The organism is Sphingobacterium kitahiroshimense (genome assembly GCF_025961315.1).
Classification (GTDB): Bacteria; Bacteroidota; Bacteroidia; order Sphingobacteriales; family Sphingobacteriaceae; genus Sphingobacterium; species Sphingobacterium anhuiense.
This window is the reverse complement of record NZ_JAOQNK010000001.1, coordinates 2,541,076-2,563,219: the sequence shown is the minus strand read 5'-3', so window position 1 is coordinate 2,563,219 and position 22,144 is coordinate 2,541,076. Positions and strand designations below refer to the sequence as shown.

Sequence of the window (22,144 nt, the reverse complement as noted above, 5' to 3'; positions counted from 1 at the left end):
ATCGATGAAAATTATCTCCCTGATGAAAATTATCTTCTTTTTGATCTTCGTTACTTCGGGAATTACAATTTCTGCCCAAACCATGAATTTAAATAAAAATGATTTTGATGAAGCCTATTCATCCTATAAAGAAACCACGTTAACAAAACGTAGATTTAAACATTCGACTGTAGTCGATCTCATCAATAAGCATCAGGAGGAATCAACCCTAAAGATTGATCAAATCGGACTGTCAGTTCAAAAAAGATCGATCTATAAATTAACCTATGGTCAGGGAAAAAAGAAAGTAATGCTGTGGTCGCAGATGCATGGCGATGAACCGACCGCAACCATGGCCCTTTTTGACCTGTTTAATTTCCTTGAAGGAAAAGATAGCAGATTTCAAAGCTTAAGGCAAATATTAAAATCAAACTTAGAAGTGCATTTTATCCCTATGCTCAACCCAGATGGAGCTGAAGTCTATACAAGAAGAAATGCGCAGCACATTGATCTGAATCGGGATGCCAGAGATACCGCAACACCAGAAGGTAAGCTATTAAGAAATCAGGCAGAAATGATCAAACCACAATTTGGTTTTAATCTACACGATCAGAATATCTATTATAACGTTCCGGGAACTAAAACTCCGGTTACCATTTCCCTTTTAGCACCAGCATATAATTGGGAGCGCGAAGTCAATGAAGTGCGTGGTAATGCAATGAAGATCATAGCTGGGATGAATCAGCTGCTTCAAGACTATATCCCAGGAGCCATTGCTAAATATGATGATGAACACTCACCAAGAGCTTTTGGAGATAGCTTTCAGAAATGGGGTGCAAGCACCATACTGATCGAATCAGGAGCTTTTGCTGGAGATCCGGAAAAACAGGAAATTAGAAAATTGAATTTTATTCTGATTCTTAATTCCTTACTGCAAATCGCCCAGGACAGTTATCAGCAATTTTCAATCTCAGAATACCAGCACATACCATTTAACGCCTCGCAGCTGCACGATGTGATCCTTCGTCGGGTGACCACAATATCACATGGTCTTCCTCTGAAAATAGATATTGCTATCCGAAGAGATGAGATTACCGAGGGGGAAGATTACTATACAAAAGGATATATTGAAGACATTGGAGATCTTCATGACTTTTATGGGTACGATGATCTGGATCTGACAGATTTCGAATTTGTAGAAGCTAAAGTTTACGAAAAGGAATTTTATCGCCTGAGTGATCTTGAAAACGTTGATATAAAAGCATTACTGAAGCAAGGATATGCCGGTGTAAAGATAAATGCATCCGAGCCCAAAGTACTACATTATTTACCCATCAATGTACTATCTAAAAGCAAGTTGAATACGATCAGAACATTAAGTCTTGGTAAAGAAGCAAATTTTTTCTTAAAGAAGAAAGAAGAAATTCAATACGCTGTTATTAATGGTTATCTCATTGATTTGAATCAAGATTTGCCACGAAATATGAAACAGATTGTTCGGTAGTTTTGTTAGATAGTTAGAAGGTAATAAAGTGAGATGGTTAGTAAGTTATACCATTCGTTACTATGTCACTAGTCACTTCGTTACTGCTAAGAAGTTAGAAGGTTATACCATTCGTTACTATGTCACTAGTCACTTCTAAGAAGTTAGAAGGTTATACCATTCGTTACTTGGTCACTTCGTTACTGATAAAATAAAAGTTTATTGTAAATATGGATATTAGAAAAACAAAATTAGAAGATTTAGATCAGGTGATAGCTATTATTGACATTGCACGAGGTTTAATGCGTGCTAGTGGCAATACCATTCAGTGGACAAATGGCTATCCCTCTCGGGAATATATCCAGACAACAATAGATATCGGAGAGAATTATGTCTGTATAGAAGATGATGCAATAGTAGCCACCTTCTGTTTCTCACTAGAATCTGATCCAAATTATACCATAATTGAAGATGGAGAATGGTTGAATGAAGAGCCTTATGGTGTAGTACATCGTCTAGCATCCAATGGTCAAGTAAAAGGAGTAGCGGCGCGATGCTTTCAATGGTGCTTTGAACAATGTCACAACATCCGGGTCGATACCCATGAAACAAATATTCCAATGCAAAAAGTACTAACAAGATTAGGATACATACGTTGTGGTATTATCTATGTCGGCGATGGCACCCCCCGGGTAGCCTTTCAAAAGATAGATTCATAAAAATATAACTCACAAAAAATGGCTTCCGATCAACATCAGAAGCCATTTTTTTATTGCGTAAATAATTGAGACTAATATCCCGGATTTTGTTGTGCTTTTATTGGAGGATTAGCATTAATTTCTTCTTGAGATATCGGTAATATGGTTCTAGAGAAAGATCGATTAATGGCTTGCTCCCTAGTGGGAATATCGATACCGGCAAATGCATCATCAAAATTGATTGTCTTATTTAGTCTGATCATATCAAAATAGCGAATACCCTCACCAAAAAACTCCTTACTTTTTTCCGCTAAGATCAAAGCCTCAGAAACAGATCTTGCATCAATAGCTGGTAATCCAGCCGAACGTTTATGGATCGCCTGCAAATAAGTTGCTGCCTTAGTCGGATTAGGAGTACTTGCCTTTAATGCCGCTTCCGCTGCAATCAGATACAGTTCAGAAAGACGGATCACCTTAATATTGACAGCAGTATAATTAGATGTTCCTTTATCCCCAGAAAATGTCGTAGAACCAAGGTATTTGTAGCAAGAGCCTAGGCGAGCAGCAGATGATTCATCTCTAGCCATCACACCCCTTCTTACATCAGAAAGATCAGCATTAAGCGCATTTAAGAAAGGTGTACTTGCTAGGAAATTTCCTAAAGCACCTGTCTGGTGATTTCTCCTCATAAAATAGAAACCCAATGAATTTCTTCCTAAATCAGCTTGATTGGGCTCGATTACTAGTTCATAAATAGATTCCGACCCAAATTGAGATTGCCACGAAGTGACCCAAGCTGCATTGGTATAAAGAGAATAAATAGGATTATTATTGATCACTTCCTCAGCTGCCAATAAAGCATTATTATAGTCACCCATCGTGAGGTACACACGTGCTTGTATCGCCTTGTTGGCATAGTAATTTAAGTAGCCATCTCTTTTGGTCTTTGGAAGACCGGTTTCCGCAGTTTTTAAATCCGAAAGAATCTGTTTATAGTTTTCATCAACCGTAGCACGTAAACTTTGCTCATTATAAGCAAGTGTTTTGGTCAAGTTCGGAATCCCAAAGGCATTTTTATCATCGGTGTAAGATTTACCGTAAAGCCTAACCAGATCAAAATTGGCCAATGCACGGATGGTTAATGCTTCCGATTTTGCAAGATCAAAATTCTCAATACTTCCTGATGCTTTTAACTTTTCAATATTTTCCAGTAGATTATTGGTCTGGTAGATGATATTATAGATCGAAGTCCAAAAGCTCGAAAAATTGTTCGTTTGCGCATTATGATTGAAAGTATAAAAAGCATCCAACCCACGGCCTTGGGAATAAAGCGTTACATCACCACCTTTAGCATCACCATAAGCGATAAAATTACGTCCGTAATAGCTAGAAGAAGTCATTTGACGCTGTATACCGTTGATCGCAATTTGAGCATCATTTGCGGTTATAATGGCCTTGTCAGCATCAACCGCATTAGTAGGTTCCACATCTAAAAAGTTCTTACACGAGTAAGTTGTACTCAGAACAGATGCGAAAAGTAAATAGTTTATATATTTTTTCATCAGAATTAGCTGTTTATTCATTTATCAATTTGTTTATTAATGACATTAGCAATGTCTATGTCGGTTAAAAGCTAGTGTGATCATCAGGTTTGTTGCAATAAGTTATTGCTCACACTATGATCAATATAAAAACTAGAAGCCGATTTCAATACCAAATGTGTATGTTTTGCCATATGGTGTTTCCCATCCACGCGTTCCATATTGGTTAACCTCAGGATCCGCTAGTTTAAATTTAGATGCCGTGAATAGGTTTGTACCATTGAAAAATAAACGCGCATTACTGATTTTAACTTTTTCCAACCATTGTGAAGGCAATTTATAAGCGACATTGATGTTTTTTAGACGGATAAACGAAGCATTATATAAATGACGGCTACTGAACTGGATAGCATCAGTTAAATCGTTACCATCGATTTTCGGTTGTGTGCCATTTACATTGCTAGGTGACCACATATTATCATAGTAATACTGTGAACGTATTCTTTCCCAATAGTAGCCATCATCCATGACATCCTTTTCCGCACCATCATACAGCTTTCCACCGATCTTGTAACTAAAGTTTAGACCAAGTGAGATACCTTTATATTCCACATCTGTATTGATTCCTCCGAAAATTTTAGGCGTAGCCGAACCCAAGATGATCTGATCTGCTTTCGTATAGCTATAAGAAGCATTTCGGCCATTGTATTCGAAATCCGATTGATTATTGTTTGTATACCAAACGTTTTTACCATTGGTTTTATCTACACCGCCCCACTCATAACCATAGAAAGATAATACCGATTCATTTTCACGGTAGATAAACTGTGCACGGGCATCACCACCTGTAGGATCAGTCCAGATAATATCTTTACCAGCATCTAAAGTTTTGACTTTGGAAGTTAAAAATGAACCATTGACCCGAGCCGACCATCTGAAGTTTTCTTTACTGATGATATCGCCGCCTAAATCAATTTCGACTCCACTATTATTTATGACACCCACGTTTTGGAGCACCTTGGTAAAACCAGTCGTACCAGAAGTAGGCACATCTTGAAGCAAGTCTTTCGAATCTCTATTAAAGTATTCGATGGAACCCGTTAGTCTATTGTTAAATAAACCATATTCCAAAGCTAGATCGTAGGTATTACTTTTTTCCCAGGTTAGTTTTGTATTTCCTAATCCTCTATCTATAGCCCCTAATGAACCATCGCCAACGACACCCCCAGGGTTACCTTTGTAATTGTATTTATAATACATTAAAGTTCTCCAAGCATAATTATCTGTTGGTAGCGTACCATTAACACCATACGAAGCTCTTAATCGTAAGGTATTGACGATATCATTTTTAAAGAACTCTTCTTTATGGATACTCCATGCGCCAGATACAGACCAGAAGGTACCCCAACGATTATCTTCACTGAAACGTGACGAACCGTCCCGGCGGATAGAAGCTCCTAAAAAGTATTTCTCATTATAGTTGTAATCGACACGTGAAAGATAAGACATCAAATTATTACCGAACTGATAGCTGTCCGCTTTATAATTTGCTCCCGTACCGATAGATGTTAAAGAACTTGATCCGAGATTAATCGAATTGCTGTACTGAAAATCAGTGACATTCTTTTCAACTTCATAACCCGCTAAAATATTGAAGTTATGCTGCTCAATACTTTTGGCATACGTTAATGTATTGGACGAAACATATTTCCGCATATTTGTATTCCATTTGCTCGATGAACCCTTATCGGTCAAACCAATGAAGTGCAAGGCTGAAAAATTCAAGGCATCTTTTACTTCTGTGTTATCAAATGAGAAAATTGTTTTTGCCGTTAGATTAGGAACAATTTCCCACGATAGAGATTGTACAGCACCCAATTTGAGAGTTTTTGTACTGTTACCCCATTGTTTATTATAATAGTCAGAATTATAAGCTAAGCTACCATATTGTGCTGTCCATGGATTGCCGGTTTTGTAGTCAGTAGGCCAGTAGAAAGGAAACAATAGATTTCTAGATTGAAAGAAAGGATTAGATCCGGTACTTCGGGTATCATTGAACCCAGTTTTATCCGTATTAGCAACATTTAAATTTACATTATATTCAATATTGCTTCTTACTTTTTGATTCAGGTTGATTCTTCCTGAGATTCTTTCATATTCATTGATCGTGGCGCGTCCTTTATCTTTTGTATAGTTTAGAGAAGAGAAGTACTTTGTTGTTTCAGAACCTCCGCTCAAAGAGATGTCGTTCGTATTAAAAACACCGGTTCTAAATAAGTAATCCTCCCAATCAAAGAATTTACCTTCCCGGTTTTCTACACCGTCAGTTATTCCAAGAATTTTAACATTATTCATACGGGCAGGACCATCTACTTCAAAGCGATATCCATGTTTATTAAATCGGTTGTTGATTTGTCCCAGAGCATAAGTACTTGCCTCCTGATCGGTGTAATTGACTCCAGTAGCACTGTTTTTATTTGACGTTCTATAGTCATGGAAAATCTGATATTCCATATTGATCTGTGCCTGCGGATCCGCTACTTCATAATTATCTGTCGCCCACGATGGGGTAAAACCAAGAGAAGACCGAAAGTTTATGCGTGCCTTTCCCTCTTTACCACGTTTCGTTGTAATCACGATAACGCCATTGGCAGCTCTAGATCCATATAATGAAGATGCGGCAGCATCTTTTAATATGGTGATCGATTCTATATCCGATGGATTAAGCGTACTCATGACATTGGAAGAAGAATTGATCTGGCCACTCATTTGTCCCAAATTGCCCGAAACAACAGGAACACCATCGATCACATATAAAGGATCATTAGAAGCGTTCATAGAACCGATACCACGTATCCTGATGCTAGATGTTGCGCCTGCCTGGCCGGAGCTGGAACTGATCTGAACACCAGCTACACGTCCGTTCAATGCATTTTCAAACGACGTCGTAGGGACATCTTTAATATCACTTTCCTTTACCACCGCAGCAGAACCCGTGTAGGTGCTCTTTTTAGCCGTACCATAAGCGACTACCATAACCTCATCCAGTGCATTCTCTTCTTTTTGTAAGGTTATTGTTAATGTTTTTCGGCCATTTAGTTTGATTTCTTGTTTCTGATAACCGACAGCACTGATGATGACTGTTGCATCCTGATTCGCATTTATCGTAAACAATCCACTGGAATTTGTGGATGTTGCGGTATTTGTTCCTTTGACCGAGATCGTCACATCTGGAATGGCAGCGCCATTTCCATCTGAAACTTTCCCCACAACCTGGATTTGTTGCGCATGTACGACCTGCAGAGTCCCGCAAGCCATCGTACATAACGAGGTAAGTAAAATTTTATTCATAAGAGTATTGGTTAGTTGTTGCTTTTAATAGATGATCTATTTATACCCGTAAGGTACAAGATAAGAATAAGATCATGATATTTTTTCTGAAAATTCATGATCTTATGAAAATTTAATGAGTTTTATTCTGCTAGGATACCTATCCCTGGACGATCTGGTAAGATACATTGTCCGTCAATGACTTTCATGCCATCGTAAATATCATTTCCGATAAGAAGTGCACCATCCAGATCTGCCCAATCTACCAAAGGAGCCAACTGAGCAGCGGCAGATATGGCACAAGAAGTTTCAGTCATACATCCGATCATTACTTTCATTTTTAATGACTGCGCTAACTCTGCCATCCTTTTTGCTTCACGCATTCCAGTGCATTTCATCAGTTTGATATTAATGCCCGAATAAACACCCTGCAATGCAGGAACATCACTCAATCTCTGGCATGCTTCATCGGCAATAGTCGGTATGGGGCTATGGGCTGTTAACCAGGCGTTATCATCGATCTGTTCTTTTGGCATCGGCTGTTCCAAAAAAACTACGCCTCTTTCAGCGAGCCAATGTGACATTTCAAGTGCTTGCTCCTTTGTTTTCCATCCTTGATTCACATCCGCGCACAAAGGACGATCCGTACATTGGCGAATAGTGTCGATAATCATTTTATCCGTTTCAAGGCCCAACTTTACTTTGAGGATTTTAAACTGATCTGCCTCCATGACCTTTTTACGGATCACCTCCTCCGTATCGATACCAATGGTATAGGAAGTAGCGGGAATTAATGCGGGATTTAATCCCCATATTTTATAAAATGGCTGTCCCAGTATTTTTCCTATTAAATCATGAAGAGCAATATCAACTGATGCTTTTGCAGCCGTGTTTTTAGCACTTATTTGATCCACATAAGCCAATAACTCCTCCGTTTGAAAAGGAGAGTTGAATCCGGATAGGTCGATTTTGTTTAGAAAATTGATAACGCTTTCCTGCGATTCTCCTAGATATGGAGGCATACTTGCCTCGCCGTAACCAATAATGCCGTCATATTCCAATTGTGTCAATACAACCGGAGTAGTCGTTCTGCTGAAAGATGCAACAGTAAAGACATAACGCATTTCTAAAGTGTAAGGTTTATATCTCAGTTTGAAAGCCCCAAAATCTTTAGTAATCCAGTCTGAATGTGTACTCATGATCGTTGTTATCTTTTATTTGATGCTATAATAAGGGTTATTTTGTACTTTCTGTATTTGTGGATCGTTTGATCCCAAATATCTTTTTGCAGCAACGACAGTGCGTGTCTGAAAATCATCGTAATTTGCAGCATCTTTCAACATACTATTGATCCGTACAGATCCCGCTGCATGAATAAACGTTCCGTTACCGATGTAAAGTGCTACATGCGTAACACGGACATTGGGATTCGTATTTTTACCTGCAGCAAAAAACAAAAGATCAGCAGGTTTTAAATTTTTAAGCGCCTTTTCTGGATCAAAGTGACCTTCAGCATCCAGGATATCCACCGATTCACCTGCTAATACCTGTTGAGAAGCATCACGCGGTATAACATAACCGTTCATGAAGTAAGCTGTCTTTGTAAAGCCGCTGCAATCTACTCCCTTTACAGAAGTACCACCCCAAAGGTAAGGAAGTCCGAGCATAGATTTGGCACTCGAGATCAAGTTGTCAGCTGTAGGATTGCGTGAATCAACCCATTTTTTTAGCGATAAAGCTTCTTCTTTTTTGATGTATGCTTTCCTTTTATCTGGATAGGAAACTTCGAAATAGTTATTTTTCTCACCCGTCAGCACCAGAATATCACCATATACAAGATCCGATACACGTTGGCTTTGCGCATGCGGTTCGGAAAGTGATTTTCCAAATTCAGCGGTATAGATTATTTTAGGCTGACTGTTCCATTGTGCTGCCTCTTCCTTTGTCATCGCTGTAACTGAAGAAGTCGGTAACCAGGCAATGTAGCCTTCCGGAGTACGGATGCGGTATTCACCATGATCCTTTTGTAAGAGGTCAACCTGTGTTCCCATTAATACCTGACTCGCCATTTCAGCCGCATTATCAGGCTTAGTTCTCATATTTCCGACAGATAAATGTACGATACCGATCAGTTTATTTCCTAAGTTTTGTTCGGGCAATAAGTTAATGGCTACCGTTGCCGGAATATTTTTAAATTGCTGTTCGAAAGCTGTTTTAGCGGCGGGTTCTGTCGTTTCTATCAGATAGTCATTTTTGGCAATATCTGTTTTTGTGAAGGCAAATAGCTTTGTACGCTTATCAGGAGCATATGCTTTTCTTACGGTTTCTTGCAGTTCTTTAACCTGAAGATAAACAGTGGAATCTAGTGCTTGTGAAAAGGCATGGTTAATCGTAAAAAAGCCTGCACAGGTAAGAATAGCATATTTTAGTTTATTTGTCATGCTGATTAGTTTGGTTTTTAAAGATAGTCTAAATTGTATGTTTTTACAAGAAATGTTGACGATTTGTGAATTAATGATCGATTCTTTTGCATAAATACGAATGCGGGGCCTTGGCAGAATTAAAAAATTCTTAAAAAGAAAAATGCAATTGTGTATACTTGTATTGCTAAATCGATTAAAATATGAGTTCAAGACGCCAATTTATTAGACAAGGTATTATTGGAGCAACAGCTATAGGTACTGTAGAGACGTTATCAAGTTTTTCAATTCCGCAGAAGCGGTCGGGAATGAAACCGATCGTTATTTCAACTTGGGACTTTGGTATCGCGGCAAATCAGGCGGCATGGGAAGTGCTAAAAAAAGGCGGAAAAGCAATTGATGCCGTAGAGCAGGGAGTGCGTGTACCGGAAGCTGATTTAAAAAATATGACAGTAGGAAAAGGTGGATATCCAGATCGCGATGGTATCGTTACCTTAGATGCCTGTATCATGGATTCAGAAGGAAACTGTGGTTCCGTAGCGGCCTTAGAGCATATCGCACATCCAATTTCTGTAGCTCGTCTGGTAATGGATAAAACACCACATGTGATGCTTGCAGGAGATGGTGCATTGCAGTTTGCGCTGGAGAATGGTTTTGAAAAAGAAGACCTGCTTACCCCAGAAGGAGAAAAAGCATGGAAAGAATGGTTAAAAGAAAAGAAATATAAACCGGTTATGAATATTGAGAACAAGTCTTTCGCGGTCGAGCGTTTGCCAGGTAATCAGTATAATCATGATACAATAGGTATGCTTGCATTGGATGCTCAAGGAAATCTATCTGGTGCATGTACAACAAGCGGTATGGCTTTTAAGATGCATGGCCGGGTAGGAGATAGCCCGATTATCGGAGCTGGACTTTATGTAGACAATGAAGTAGGCGGGGCCACTTCTACAGGAGTAGGAGAGGAAGTCATTCGTACATTAGGTAGTTTTTTAGTGGTCGAATTGATGCGTCAGGGATATTCACCGGAAGATGCCTGCAAAGAAGCTGTAAAACGTATTGTTAAGAAGAAACCTAATATTGCAAAAGATATTCAGGTAGGATTTTTAGCATTGAATAAAAAAGGTGAATATGGATCTTATGCTTTGCAAAAAGGATTCTCATACGCTGTATGTCATAACGAAAAGCAGGATCTGCTGATTCCAGGTTCCTATTACTACAAATCATAATTTTTCAAAATCAGTAAACTATTATGACGCTTTTTCTGTCATTTAATTTCTAAGTTTCCTCAATTATTTATTTTTTGATGGTGGAGGAGAGATCGATAAATTTGAAAGTTTTTTTTTACTAAACAAATTTATCTAAGTTTGAATATAAAATATATTAAGATATGAAAGCAACATTTGGAGGCGGCTGTTTTTGGTGTACGGAAGTTATTTTTCAAAATACTGAAGGTGTAAAATCCGTTTTACCAGGATATATGGGCGGGCTAAATGATAATCCTACCTATGAGCAGGTATGTACAGGTACCACAGAACATGTTGAAGTGGTACAGATTGAATACGATGAAGATCTTGTTAATTACGAAGAATTATTGAAGATCTTCTTTAAAACGCATAACCCAACGACGTTAAACCGTCAAGGTAATGATGTCGGTACGCAATATAGATCGGTCGTATTTTTCCACGATGAGGAACAGGAAATACTCGCTAAGAATTTTATTGATGAGTTAGATAGTGAGGATGTTTTTGAAGATCCTATTGTGACTACTGTAGAGCCAGCGGTTACTTTTTGGGTAGCAGAAAACTATCATCACAATTATTTCAATACGCATCCTGAAAATCCTTTCTGTTCTGTTGTTATTGCACCAAAACTTCAAAAATTCATCAAAGAGTTTAAAGATTAAAAGATACTAGAACATAAAAAAACCGCTATTAAGCGGTTTTTTTATGTTCTAAAATAGCTGTAAAGCTATTTGCATATATGTTTTAGAATAACTCAATCTGACCGCCATTATCCGTTTGGATATCGTCAGGATTTGTTATTTCCAGTTTAATATCACTTTGGCTATTCGTTGCTTCAGCTGTCTTTTCCGTTTCCTCACCAGATTCAGAAGTTTCAGTAGGAGCTGTCACCTCTTCCTTAGCATTCACGGCCAGATCAATTTCATCAGTAGTCAGTTTAACACTCTTCACCGTATGAAAGGATAGGCGGTTACCTTGCGCTTTCAAACCTTTGACATCAATGATCTCATTCAAAGGTTGATCTAAACTCTCCTCTGTCTGCGATTTTCCTTTCAGAACTTCCAGGTGTACCACAGGCTCTGTACTGTTTGTCAGCACGATAAGTTTTGAACCCGGTTCATCATTAATAAATGATACACTTTTACCGACAGGAATATCATCAAATTTAAATCGCTTCACATAGTAGGTACCCGATTTACCATCTTGATGGATTGCAGTATAGACATGATCAGGGAAGTATTTCTCGATGCGAATCATCTTATCATCGAAATAATTGCTCAGATCAAAATTAGACAGCTCGTAAGTACCGTCCGACATGACGATCAAAATTTTGTCGTCACCATCAAACTCCCCTAAATACTGACCTCTTTCATCAGCATTTAGACGTTTCGTTATTTTATCAAACCAGATCTTACGGCCAGCTAAGGTAGAAACCCCGGCGCTTTTGAATGTGATCTTTTTAACCGGATATTTCGAAACAATATTTCCTTGAGATGCACGGCCTTTAATAGCAATCTCAGCAAAATTCATATCAAAATTAAGCTTTCTCAATTTCGTATGCGGTTTCAGCTGAATATTGACAATCTCCGCCTCTCCATTCGGATTTGCAGTGAAGTAAGTTACTTTAGACCCCTTTGATCCTTTGCTGATGTCATATTCTTTATCACGTGTCACACCGACAACAGCAAAACGTTTGATGAAACTTGTACCCGTGTCTCCTTCTTTATAGATGGCATTGTAAATTGTTCGCTCATCACCTTTTTTAAAGACAGCGACATGGATGATATCTTTTCCGACAAATACTTTGTCCTGAATTTTGGTAACGACATACTTACCATCCGCACGGAAAACAATGATGTCATCGATGTCCGAACAGTCGCACACAAACTCGTCTTTCTTCATGCCTGAACCGATGAAACCCTCTTCGCGGTTGACATATAGTTTTGCATTGGCCAAAGCTACCTGTGTAGCTTCAACGCGATCAAAAGCTCTTAATTCAGTCTTGCGGCCACGACCTTTACCATATTTATCACGCAATCTTTCATACCATGCAATTGCATAGTCAGTCAAGTGTTTAAGATGGCGTTTAACATTCTTGATTTCATCCTCTAGAGAAGCCATCTGATCATCAGCCTTTTTCACATCAAAGCGCGTGATGCTACTCATCGGTTTATCGATCAATCGCTTATAATCTTCAGGGACGATAGGACGGTAGAACTGGGAGAAGAACGGTTCGAAAAGACCATTTAGCACTTCAACAACCGTATCGAAATCTCCAGCATTTTCGTATTGAGGATGCTTATACATACCTTCTTGAATGAAGATTTTCAGTAAACTGCTGAAGAATATCTTCTCTAAGAGATCATGTAATTTGATTTCAAGTTCTTGTTTTAATAAGTTCTTTGTATTGATGGTGTTTTCAATCAAGATATCATTAACACTCAAAAAGTGCGGTTTATCTTCTTTGATCACACAGGTATTTGGTGAAATGGACACCTCACAGGCTGTGAAAGCAAATAAAGCATCAATCGTAACATCAGGAGATATTCCCGGAGCTAGATGCACTATAATCTCCACAAACTCTGCCGTATTATCTTCGATTTTCTTGATTTTGATTTTTCCCTTATCATTAGCAGCAACTACGCTGTCTATCAATCCACCGGTAGTTGTTCCAAAAGGAATTTCAGTAATCGCTAAAGTTTTCTTATCACGCTCTTCAATTTTTGCACGTACACGTATCTTGCCACCGCGTTGACCCTCATTATAAGCTGAGCAATCTGCCATTCCCCCCGTTGGAAAATCAGGAAGGATATGTGGTCTTTCGCCATTCAAAACCTGAATAGAACCATCAATTAACTCCAGAAAATTATGAGGCATAATTTTGGTAGCCAAACCTACAGCAATACCCTCAGCACCTTGAGCTAGCAATAGCGGGAATTTTACAGGTAATGTAACCGGTTCTTTATTACGGCCGTCATAACTCAATTGCCAGTTTGTAGTTTCTGGATTGAAGACAACATCCAGAGCAAACTTCGATAGACGTCCTTCGATATAACGAGGAGCAGCAGAAGCATCTCCGGTAATAGGATCACCCCAGTTCCCCTGACAGTCAATCAGTAGATTTTTTTGACCGATCTGAACCATAGCATCGCCGATTGAAGCATCACCATGAGGATGATATTTCATCGTGTTACCAATTACATTGGCGGCTTTGTTATATCTTCCGTCATCCATCTCTTTCAATGAATGGAGGATACGTCGTTGTACAGGTTTAAAACCATCATTGATATGAGGTACAGCGCGATCTAAAATAACATAAGATGCATAGTCCAAAAACCAGTTTTCATACAAACCCGAAAGTGGAATTGTTTTACTGTTATTTGTCTGTCCGTTATTTAATTCTTCTTGATTATCGTCTGCAGGATAGTTTGTTTCTTCACTCATGTAATCAATAATATGGTGTTTTTATTCTAATTTGCTGCAAGAAAGCATCGTTTTTTGCAAGCGTAAAAATACGAAAAGCATTTCGTTTTATCCAAAGGATATACAAATAGATTTACATTGAAAATTTCAACATTCAAAAGTGGCATTCTAAATTCAGAAAAGATGCATTCAGGTCTTATTTAGCATCTTCAACCCGATCATACCAATAACAGTCCATGTCCCAGATGGTAAACTTAAAAGTATCCGTAATCTTAAATCCAGCCTTCTCCAATACATTTCGCGAACCTTGATTATCGACGTGCGTAATGGCATGGAGAGGTATATGCGTCATGTTTTCATAGTAAAAGGCAATACAGGCCAATGCCGCTTCTGTGGCATAACCTTTACCCCAGGACTCTTTACGATAGCGATAGCCAAAGTCTAGAAAATTGACCCGATCATTCATCGGTTCGTCGATAAATTTAAATCCGGTCCAGCCTATAAATTGATTTGTTGCTTTTTCAATAACAGCAACACGTCCTGTACCATATGCGTCATATTGCTGCAGCAAACTAAGAATATAATCTTTTGCCTCTTCACTCGATTTTAAAGGAGATCTGTTTAAATAAAGATGAACTTCCGGTTGCGAATCCATCGCATAGAATGCTTCAATATCATCTAAAGTTATCGGACGAATAAGTAGTCTCTCCGTTTCGAGTGTAGGTACGTATTTCATAAAAATATTATTTAAAGTAAAGTTAATAGAAATTAATTATCTTCAACTATTTAAAGCTTAGTGAAGAAAATGGATACAATGGGGGGAGAAATTGTTGATTACTTACATCAGGCAGATTTTTCGGTAGTCGTACAAATAGCATTTCTAGGGAATTTTCTGCTATTTTTCTTATCCATCATATTTTATGCTGTGGCGCACTATCTGTATAACAGCAAGCAGGAGTTGGTTGAGCGTCATCCCATATTGAAAGCAGATATAGGAAATGCAATTTTAAATATCTCCCTTAATGCGGTTGTTGCCATTGCGGGCATTTATATGTTAAGAATTGGATGGATTAAAATAGTTGATCTTGATTGGAAGGTATTTCCAATCAAATTTTTAGGCGTTTTGTTTCTTGTGGATTTTTTGATGTTTATACTGCACTGGCTTGTTCACAAATCTATTTTATACCGTTATTTTCATTATAGGCACCATACTTTCGAACGTACAAATGCATTGAGTCTCTTTGTGATGCATCCACTAGAAAATGTGATGTTCGGAGCCATTCTGATCATCACCTTTATGTTAATTTCCTGCGATATTTTTACAGTTGGTTTTTATCTAGGATTCAATCTCTTGTGGGCAATATTAGGACATATTGGGTTTAATCTGTTTGAGTTTAAAAATCGATGGATCACCAATGGTCTTTTTCATATGAATCATCATCATGATATTCATGTCAATTTTGGTTTTTATACCTCAATCTGGGATAGACTATTCAAAACTCATCGGGAATCCTGAAACCAGGAATACACTTAATTCAGCAATGTCAACCATTAAAAATCCGGTTGCAATAAATGATCATATAAAATAATTCGTCCAAGAATCATCTTTCAGATCCTTGGACGAATTGTTTTATCACTTAGTAAAAGAGTGTTTACAGTTTTTTATCAGTACTGTTTGTATCATCCGGCGAAGCCGATTCAACAACAGTTGGTGGAAGAAACTTTTTAGGTTTCCGTACGATTCCCCATTTTTGAAGCAATTCCTGTGTTGCATTTCGTTTGAGATGCTCTTTTTCAGGCTCACCGATTAAATATCCGATAGGCTCCATGCTGGGGATCGCATCAAAAATCACCTTTAAAGTTGCGAACATGGGTAGCGCTAGAATTAATCCTGCTAAACCAAAAATCATTCCGCCCAGTAGAATAGCAATAATAGCCATCAGGGGATTGATACTTACTTTACTGCCGACGATATTAGGAGTAATGATATTACCTTCTAAAAATTGAACCACTTGGAACCAAGCAATCACACCGACCGCATATAAAGCGCTATCTTTTGTTGCCAAAGCAAACAAAGCCGGTAAGATTGAGCCAATAGCGATACCGATATAAGGCAATAACATGAGTAAAGAAGCCATAGAACCGAAAAACCAGGCGTATTGAATACCCATCAACATGAGACCAACAGTATTCAGTACAGCGACAATTCCCATCACTGTTACAAGCCCCAAACAATAACTTTGTACCACCTCATAGATTTTGCTCAGTACAGCATGAATTTTCTTGTTATCCGTGTTTTTGAACGATTTAAAGAAAAACTCTTTGAAAAAATCACGGTAGTAAAGGAGAAAGAAAATAAAGATAGGAACTAATATAACACCTGCTAATGTACTTCCGATTGAACCAAAAGCGGTAGACATATAACCACCCACATTTTCCAAAGCATTATTTCCTTGCTCTTTCATCTTTTGAATCACCTCACTTCGCTCTAATCCAAATTGAGATTGAATCCAGTTCTGTATTGATTCTACAGCAGCCAATACTTTTTCCTGAATCGCCACAGCATCTTTTCCAATAATAATACTTTGATGTACAATAAACCATATCAAAGTGCTGATAATTAAGATGGCAATAATAACAGCCATGATCGAAGCGGCCGCCTTTCCAAATCTCAATTTATTTTCAAAAAATGATGCAATCGGGTAGAGCGTCATTGAAAGAATGATCGCAAAAAGTAACGGTACGATAACACTTTGAGTGACATATAAAAATCCGATGATTAATGCCAGGGCAAACAAACTTGAGGCAAGCTCAACTGAATACGGTTTTTTTCCTGATTTACTTTCCATATATGACTGCTAACAAATAAAGGGTTAATCTTAATTGAGAATACAATTAAGCTTTTTTCTTTCTATAGCTAAATCCTTGCCAAAAAAACATATACAGTAAAGCGATACCTAAAAACAAAGCATTAAAATACATCACTTGCGGTATCCTGGTGATAATATCCTGATAGTACATCCCTGCAAATAAGGCTCCTAAACCAATACCTGCCTCCATCGATATGTACATCGTCGCTACCGCACGTCCACGTTGATTATGCTTACCAAGGTCTATGGTCCAGGCATTGATCGCAGGAGATAAGATTCCTGTACCGATACCGTATATACTTGCACCTAACATCAGTTTGTTAAAGGAATCTCCCTGTCCAATGAGGTATAAAGAAATACCAACAATAAATAACCCGATCATAATTACTTTGGTACGTCCATATCTGTCCGATGCTTTTCCTGATATGAAGCGGATCAAAATTGATGCAATCGTATATGCGGCAAAGAATATCCCCTTATTGCTCAGATTGAGGTGATCACTCCAATCGGGGATTAATGTCAATATGGCTCCAAATGCGGAGTAAGATAGAAACGTTACAATTCCCGCTGGTAATACACCGATATCAATGATGTCGGTACGCGAGATTTTGAACATGGATAAATTTAGCTTTTCTTTTTTTGCAAGTGTTTCCTTCATATTCATGACAATAACAATAGAAAGAAGCGCAAAAAGCGATGAGCTATAGAACATGATATTGATACCAAAATACTGGAAAATAGCACTACCGATAGCGGGACCTACTGCACCGCCAATTGCAAAACAGAGACCATGCATCCCCAAAGCTTCACCCCAGCGTTCGCGTGGTATGATATCAGCAACGTAAGCTGAAGTAGCAGTAGGTTTGAAACCTGTTGAAAAACCATGAATCAATCTCAAAAGAAGAAAACCGGAGACTGTCGTGAGCACAGGATATAGAAAACCGCATAAGAAACAAACAATAGACCCGATGGCCATGACCGGCACGCGACCCCATCGATCGGTCAATTTACCACTGAAAGGACGCGAGATACCAGCTGTTAAAGTAAATAAGGCTATGATTAGACCCTTATGTTCGGCTCCCCCCATTTGGCTCAAGTAGTTCGGAAGCTCTGGAATAATCATATTGAAACTCGCTGAGAACAGTAGCGAACTCAGGCAGAGAAGGGCAAATTGTAATGTATATATGGATTTATTTTCAGTCATGGTAAACGGACTCTTGTTTGTGTAAAAAATGAATCGCCTTCTTTTTGAGAGAAGGCGATGTCTTATAATTTTTTTGTTCGCGCTATTTCCGAACAAAAGATGGTGGTTGCTACAGCGACATTTAAAGATTCTGCCTCACCGATCCTCGGAATCGTGACCGGTTTGTCGACCAATTCAATTAGTTCATCCGAAATGCCATTTCCCTCATTTCCCAGAATAAGGAGACCTTCATCTCTCCAGTCGGTTTCGTAAATACTATCGCCGTTGAGTAAAGCACCAAAAACAGGTATTTGAGCCTCTTGAATAAAAGCTTTTAAATCGAGATAATGGATCTCGATACGTGAAAGAGAACCCATTGTAGCCTGAACAACTTTAGGATTATAAGCATCGACAGTACCAATTGAACAAAGGATCTGTTGAAAACCAAACCATTCGGCTGTGCGGATAATGGTGCCGAGATTTCCAGGATCCTGAATGTCGTCCAAGAGTAAGGTATGCTGTCCTTTGAAATCTTTTATGGCTAATGCCTTCTGTTTCGGTATATGTACCAGAGCCAGTATACCCTGTGGAGATTTTAAGCTGCTGATTTTTTGAAATTCGTTTTCAGTCAGCACATAAGATTTTATTTTTCCCGATATTTTACCCACTTTTGCGAGTACATCTTCTGTATAAAATAAGCTGTCAACTTGATAGGAGGAAGATAGAAATTCGATAACAGATTTTATTCCTTCGACAATAAAAAGACCATGTTGTTTGCGAAACTTTTTATTTTGAAGTGATGATATTAGAGTAATTTGTGCTTTTGACAACATTTTTTAATGATAAATAATCAACGCCTTTTAGCTTTTACAAGTATAACGCTTTTGTTGCTAATTTTCACATCTTGCCGTACAGCACGTTTCTTAAATGAGGACCAAGCTTTGGTAGATCATGTGGATATCCATGGTGTGAAACCTGAGCTCAAAGAAACAACCTCACTCTACATCTCGAATGAGATTAAGGTCAATTCGCGGGTTAACTTATTTATCTATAATCTTTTTAATACAAAAGATGGAAAATATAAGAAACGTAATATCAGAAATGTCGGTGAAGCCCCCCATTTATTAGATTCTGGTTTAGTTGATTTATCTGCGACACAGATAAAAAGATTTTTATTTACAAAAGGTTATTTTGGTGCTAGCGTAACACCTGAAATAGCAGTTAAGAAGAAAAGAGCGACCATTCATTTTAATGTTACTCAGGGCGATCCCTACTACATGAGCAAAATTACGTACAACTTTGCAGACCCTATAGTTGCCGACCTTTATAAAAAAGAAGTAAAACCAGCTACAGTTATCAAAGAAGGAGATCAATATGATGCGGTAAACCTGATCACAGAAAGAGAAAAATTGTATATGGCTATGCGTGATCATGGCTATTTTGATTATATCCGTCAATACATGCGTGTTGCTGTAGATTCGATATCAAAGAAAAATCAGCTAAATTTAGAAGTGCAGGTTGAAAATCCAAGCGATTCAACAAAACATCAGGCATATACCATTGATAATATCTTTGTTACTATTCGAAATTTTGGAACAGCAAAGAAAGAAATTAAACAGACATTTGACAGCATCAATAAGATCCATTTCACAGACGAAACAAATAATTTTCGTCTGAAACCATTGACCAGATATATGTATATCAAATCTGGGAATCCTTACAATCTGACGAAAGAAAATCTTTCTTACGATCGTTTGTACGAAATGAATGGATTTCGGAGTGTTAAAATTCATTATCAAAAGACAGATTCAAATAAATTGGATGCTTTCTATGAGATGGTACCTCGTCCGTTGATGGGAAATCAGATTGAAGGTGAATTTACACTGAGTTCAGGTATGAGCGGTTTTAATATCGGAAATACATTTTCACATCGTAATATCTTTGGCGGAGCCGAACTATTGGAAGTAAAATTACGTTATGGTATTTTGTTTGACCCTAGACTTAGTGGTAGCATTTCTAACAAAATCTTTAATAATGATATTCAGATCGGTGTAAATCTGATTGTCCCACGTATGATGACACCTTTTCCTGTCAGCAATACCGCACAGTATGGTTTAGCCAAAACGACTTTTTCGACGAGCTTACAAATCTTCAATCAGGATGCCACCTATTCAAACCGTTATTTTATCAATACATTAAATTACTCCTGGCACGAATCTGCAAACAAATTCCACAGCTTTACGCCTATTGTATTAGAATATAGACAAGGACGTTTAAACGATAATTTTGCTCAGAACCTGATAGATCAAGGGTATTTATTGTATGTACGAAGTAATAACCGCGAGTATTTTGGTCTGGGATCCCAGTACGCATTCACTTATAACGCCAAGAAGCTGACCAAGAAGGAAAATTTTAATTATTTCAAAGGCTCAGTAGATTTAAGTGGTAATATTTTAGATCTTGTAAGCCGGGTAGTTAAGTTTGACCGGACGGCGGATGGCGAAAAAAGGGTTCTTGGAGTACCTTATTTGCAGTATGCCAAAACGGAATTAGACTATCGTCTTTATCGTAATCTAGGGGGCAATAGACAATTTGTTTTTAGGATCAATCCAGGTATTGCTATTCCTTATGGAAACAATTCGACGCTCATGATTTTCGAAAAAAGCTTTTACGGAGGCGGAATGAATGGCATGCGTGCTTGGCAAGCGAGGACATTGGGTCCCGGAAATTATAATCGCGAAAGTGTCAGTGAAGACTTACGGTTGAACCTTCGGAACTTAGATCAATTAGGGGAAATCAAAATTGAAGGAAATGCTGAATATCGTTTCCGTATATTAAATAGCGTATTAGGAGCTAAGATGAATGGTGCTACCTTCGTTGACTTTGGAAATGTTTGGCGATTAAAAGAGAACGAATTAAATCCAGGCGGAGAGTTTAAGTTTAATAAATTTTTAAGTCAGATTGCAATAGGAACGGGTTTTGGACTTCGTTTTGATTCCGACTATTTTATTATCCGATTGGATGCAGGACTTAAAGTTAAAGATCCGCAATTCTCAGGAAGCGATCAATGGGTGTTAAAGCATTTTTTCGATTCCAAAGAATTTAAGGATCAGTATTACCAGACACATAGGCCTGACCGTTATAATTTTATTCAGTATAACTTTGGTATTGGATTACCTTTTTAGAAAATTAAGTTTTTTAAACTTGCAAAAATAGACTCTATAATAGACGAGATATTTAGGCCCTGCGAGTGATTGAAGAAAAAGAAACATACAGCCAGTACAATTGCCGTTAATAATAGTTTCTTAAATGCATAAGCAATAAGTAAGATCACTGCCGGGATAATGAGAAACATAAGTCCGCTGATCGCAAATGCTGACAATCCTTTGTCAGATTTATAGATATAAAATAGTCGACCTTTTGATCTGTCTTGATTCTTATGTTTGAAGAATACAAATGTTGAGGATTCAATTTTATCATTTGGAACCCCAATTCCATCGTGGAACTGTAAGTCCTGGGTAAACCCATTAATGCTAAACTTATACGTACCGTTGATACGTTCATTTGTCTTCTCTGCCGAATCTACAGCTATAATGGCAAGTTTCCCATTGCCTGATAAATTTTCTTTTACTATAAAATTCTCTATTTTTTGCATTTGTGCATGCCCTAAAAATGGAATTAACAGCAGGAGAAACAATAGTTTTTTCATTATATAATTTGTTTTTTAACGGATATCAAGCGATCATGATCTGCACTTAGCTATCTGTAAGATCATGATGGTTTCATTATTAAATTTGTTTTTTATCAATAATGAAGCAATCATAAATCCAGTAATCTTCAAGATTTGAACTGATTTAGTTCATGATGTTTCATTAAAAATTGTTTGCGTTGCAATTTTAGACATTTTCTATCTCTTTATAAAATAGATAGCCTTAATAATTCAATAAATGTTTTTGTTATTTTATTTCCGAAA

The 22,144-nt window shown here is 37.8% G+C and carries 16 protein-coding genes; 6 read left to right on the top strand and 10 right to left on the bottom strand.

From position 1 onward, the window contains the following. Nucleotides 1–4 precede the first annotated feature (4 nt). Both M2265_RS11545 and M2265_RS11540 read left to right on the top strand, forming a co-directional pair. Nucleotides 5–1,483, top strand: a complete 1,479-nt coding sequence (locus M2265_RS11545) for a M14 family zinc carboxypeptidase (RefSeq protein ID WP_243655485.1) — start codon at nucleotides 5–7, stop codon at nucleotides 1,481–1,483. Between the two features lie 209 nt (nucleotides 1,484–1,692). Beyond that, nucleotides 1,693–2,181 carry a GNAT family N-acetyltransferase gene (locus tag M2265_RS11540; protein WP_132772258.1) on the top strand — a complete coding sequence of 163 codons (489 nt, stop codon included), beginning with the start codon at nucleotides 1,693–1,695 and terminating at the stop codon, nucleotides 2,179–2,181. Nucleotides 2,182–2,252: 71 nt separating this feature from the next. Here M2265_RS11540 and M2265_RS11535 read toward each other — a convergent pair whose 3' ends face one another. The 4 genes from M2265_RS11535 to M2265_RS11520 all read right to left on the bottom strand — a co-directional run bounded on the left by M2265_RS11535 (nucleotide 2,253) and on the right by M2265_RS11520 (nucleotide 9,472). Beyond that, the gene (locus tag M2265_RS11535) at nucleotides 2,253–3,722 is read right to left on the bottom strand and encodes a RagB/SusD family nutrient uptake outer membrane protein (RefSeq protein ID WP_132772260.1); all 1,470 of its coding nucleotides are present in this window, start codon (nucleotides 3,720–3,722) and stop codon (nucleotides 2,253–2,255) included. 132 nt (nucleotides 3,723–3,854) lie between these two features. Then, nucleotides 3,855–7,052, bottom strand: a complete 3,198-nt coding sequence (locus M2265_RS11530; protein WP_132772262.1) for a SusC/RagA family TonB-linked outer membrane protein — start codon at nucleotides 7,050–7,052, stop codon at nucleotides 3,855–3,857. Nucleotides 7,053–7,174: 122 nt separating this feature from the next. Continuing rightward, a complete protein-coding gene (locus tag M2265_RS11525; protein WP_132772263.1) occupies nucleotides 7,175–8,230 on the bottom strand; it encodes a dipeptide epimerase in 1,056 nt (351 codons plus the stop codon). Between the two features lie 15 nt (nucleotides 8,231–8,245). Beyond that, complete coding sequence (locus M2265_RS11520; RefSeq protein WP_132772265.1) at nucleotides 8,246–9,472, bottom strand: C40 family peptidase; 1,227 nt, start codon at nucleotides 9,470–9,472, stop codon at nucleotides 8,246–8,248. 182 nt (nucleotides 9,473–9,654) lie between these two features. On the opposite strand from M2265_RS11520, the gene M2265_RS11515 reads away from it, so the two are divergent. Then, nucleotides 9,655–10,680: a N(4)-(beta-N-acetylglucosaminyl)-L-asparaginase gene (locus M2265_RS11515; protein WP_132772267.1), complete on the top strand. Its 1,026-nt coding sequence runs from the start codon at nucleotides 9,655–9,657 to the stop codon at nucleotides 10,678–10,680. A gap of 161 nt (nucleotides 10,681–10,841) precedes the next feature. Continuing rightward, complete coding sequence (gene msrA / locus M2265_RS11510) at nucleotides 10,842–11,357, top strand: peptide-methionine (S)-S-oxide reductase MsrA (RefSeq protein WP_132772269.1); 516 nt, start codon at nucleotides 10,842–10,844, stop codon at nucleotides 11,355–11,357. An 82-nt stretch (nucleotides 11,358–11,439) separates the two neighbouring features. Here msrA and M2265_RS11505 read toward each other — a convergent pair whose 3' ends face one another. Then, nucleotides 11,440–14,139: a DNA gyrase/topoisomerase IV subunit A gene (locus M2265_RS11505; protein ID WP_132772271.1), complete on the bottom strand. Its 2,700-nt coding sequence runs from the start codon at nucleotides 14,137–14,139 to the stop codon at nucleotides 11,440–11,442. 175 nt (nucleotides 14,140–14,314) lie between these two features. Beyond that, on the bottom strand, nucleotides 14,315–14,854 hold the full coding sequence (locus tag M2265_RS11500) for a GNAT family N-acetyltransferase (RefSeq protein WP_132772272.1): 540 nt from the start codon (nucleotides 14,852–14,854) through the stop codon (nucleotides 14,315–14,317). 69 nt (nucleotides 14,855–14,923) lie between these two features. On the opposite strand from M2265_RS11500, the gene M2265_RS11495 reads away from it, so the two are divergent. Continuing rightward, nucleotides 14,924–15,634, top strand: coding sequence for a sterol desaturase family protein (locus M2265_RS11495; RefSeq protein ID WP_132772274.1), 711 nt, complete (start codon nucleotides 14,924–14,926; stop codon nucleotides 15,632–15,634). 136 nt (nucleotides 15,635–15,770) lie between these two features. Here the strand turns inward: M2265_RS11495 and M2265_RS11490 are convergent, their stop codons facing one another. The 3 genes from M2265_RS11490 to M2265_RS11480 form a co-directional block, all read right to left on the bottom strand. After that, complete coding sequence (locus tag M2265_RS11490; RefSeq protein ID WP_132772276.1) at nucleotides 15,771–16,967, bottom strand: AI-2E family transporter; 1,197 nt, start codon at nucleotides 16,965–16,967, stop codon at nucleotides 15,771–15,773. A gap of 46 nt (nucleotides 16,968–17,013) precedes the next feature. After that, nucleotides 17,014–18,192, bottom strand: coding sequence for an MFS transporter (locus tag M2265_RS11485; protein ID WP_132772278.1), 1,179 nt, complete (start codon nucleotides 18,190–18,192; stop codon nucleotides 17,014–17,016). 62 nt (nucleotides 18,193–18,254) lie between these two features. Continuing rightward, entirely contained in the window at nucleotides 18,255–19,004 is a 750-nt protein-coding gene (locus M2265_RS11480) for a TrmH family RNA methyltransferase (protein WP_132772280.1), read from the bottom strand. Nucleotides 19,005–19,010: 6 nt separating this feature from the next. Here M2265_RS11480 and M2265_RS11475 point away from each other — a divergent pair, with 6 nt between their 5' ends. After that, a complete protein-coding gene (locus tag M2265_RS11475; protein WP_132772282.1) occupies nucleotides 19,011–21,356 on the top strand; it encodes a BamA/TamA family outer membrane protein in 2,346 nt (781 codons plus the stop codon). On the opposite strand, the gene M2265_RS11470 is transcribed toward M2265_RS11475, so the two are convergent. Next, nucleotides 21,353–21,880 carry a hypothetical protein gene (locus M2265_RS11470; RefSeq protein ID WP_132772284.1) on the bottom strand — a complete coding sequence of 176 codons (528 nt, stop codon included), beginning with the start codon at nucleotides 21,878–21,880 and terminating at the stop codon, nucleotides 21,353–21,355. The two genes, M2265_RS11475 and M2265_RS11470, sit on opposite strands and share 4 nt — an antisense overlap. Between the last annotated feature and the right edge of the window lie 264 nt (nucleotides 21,881–22,144).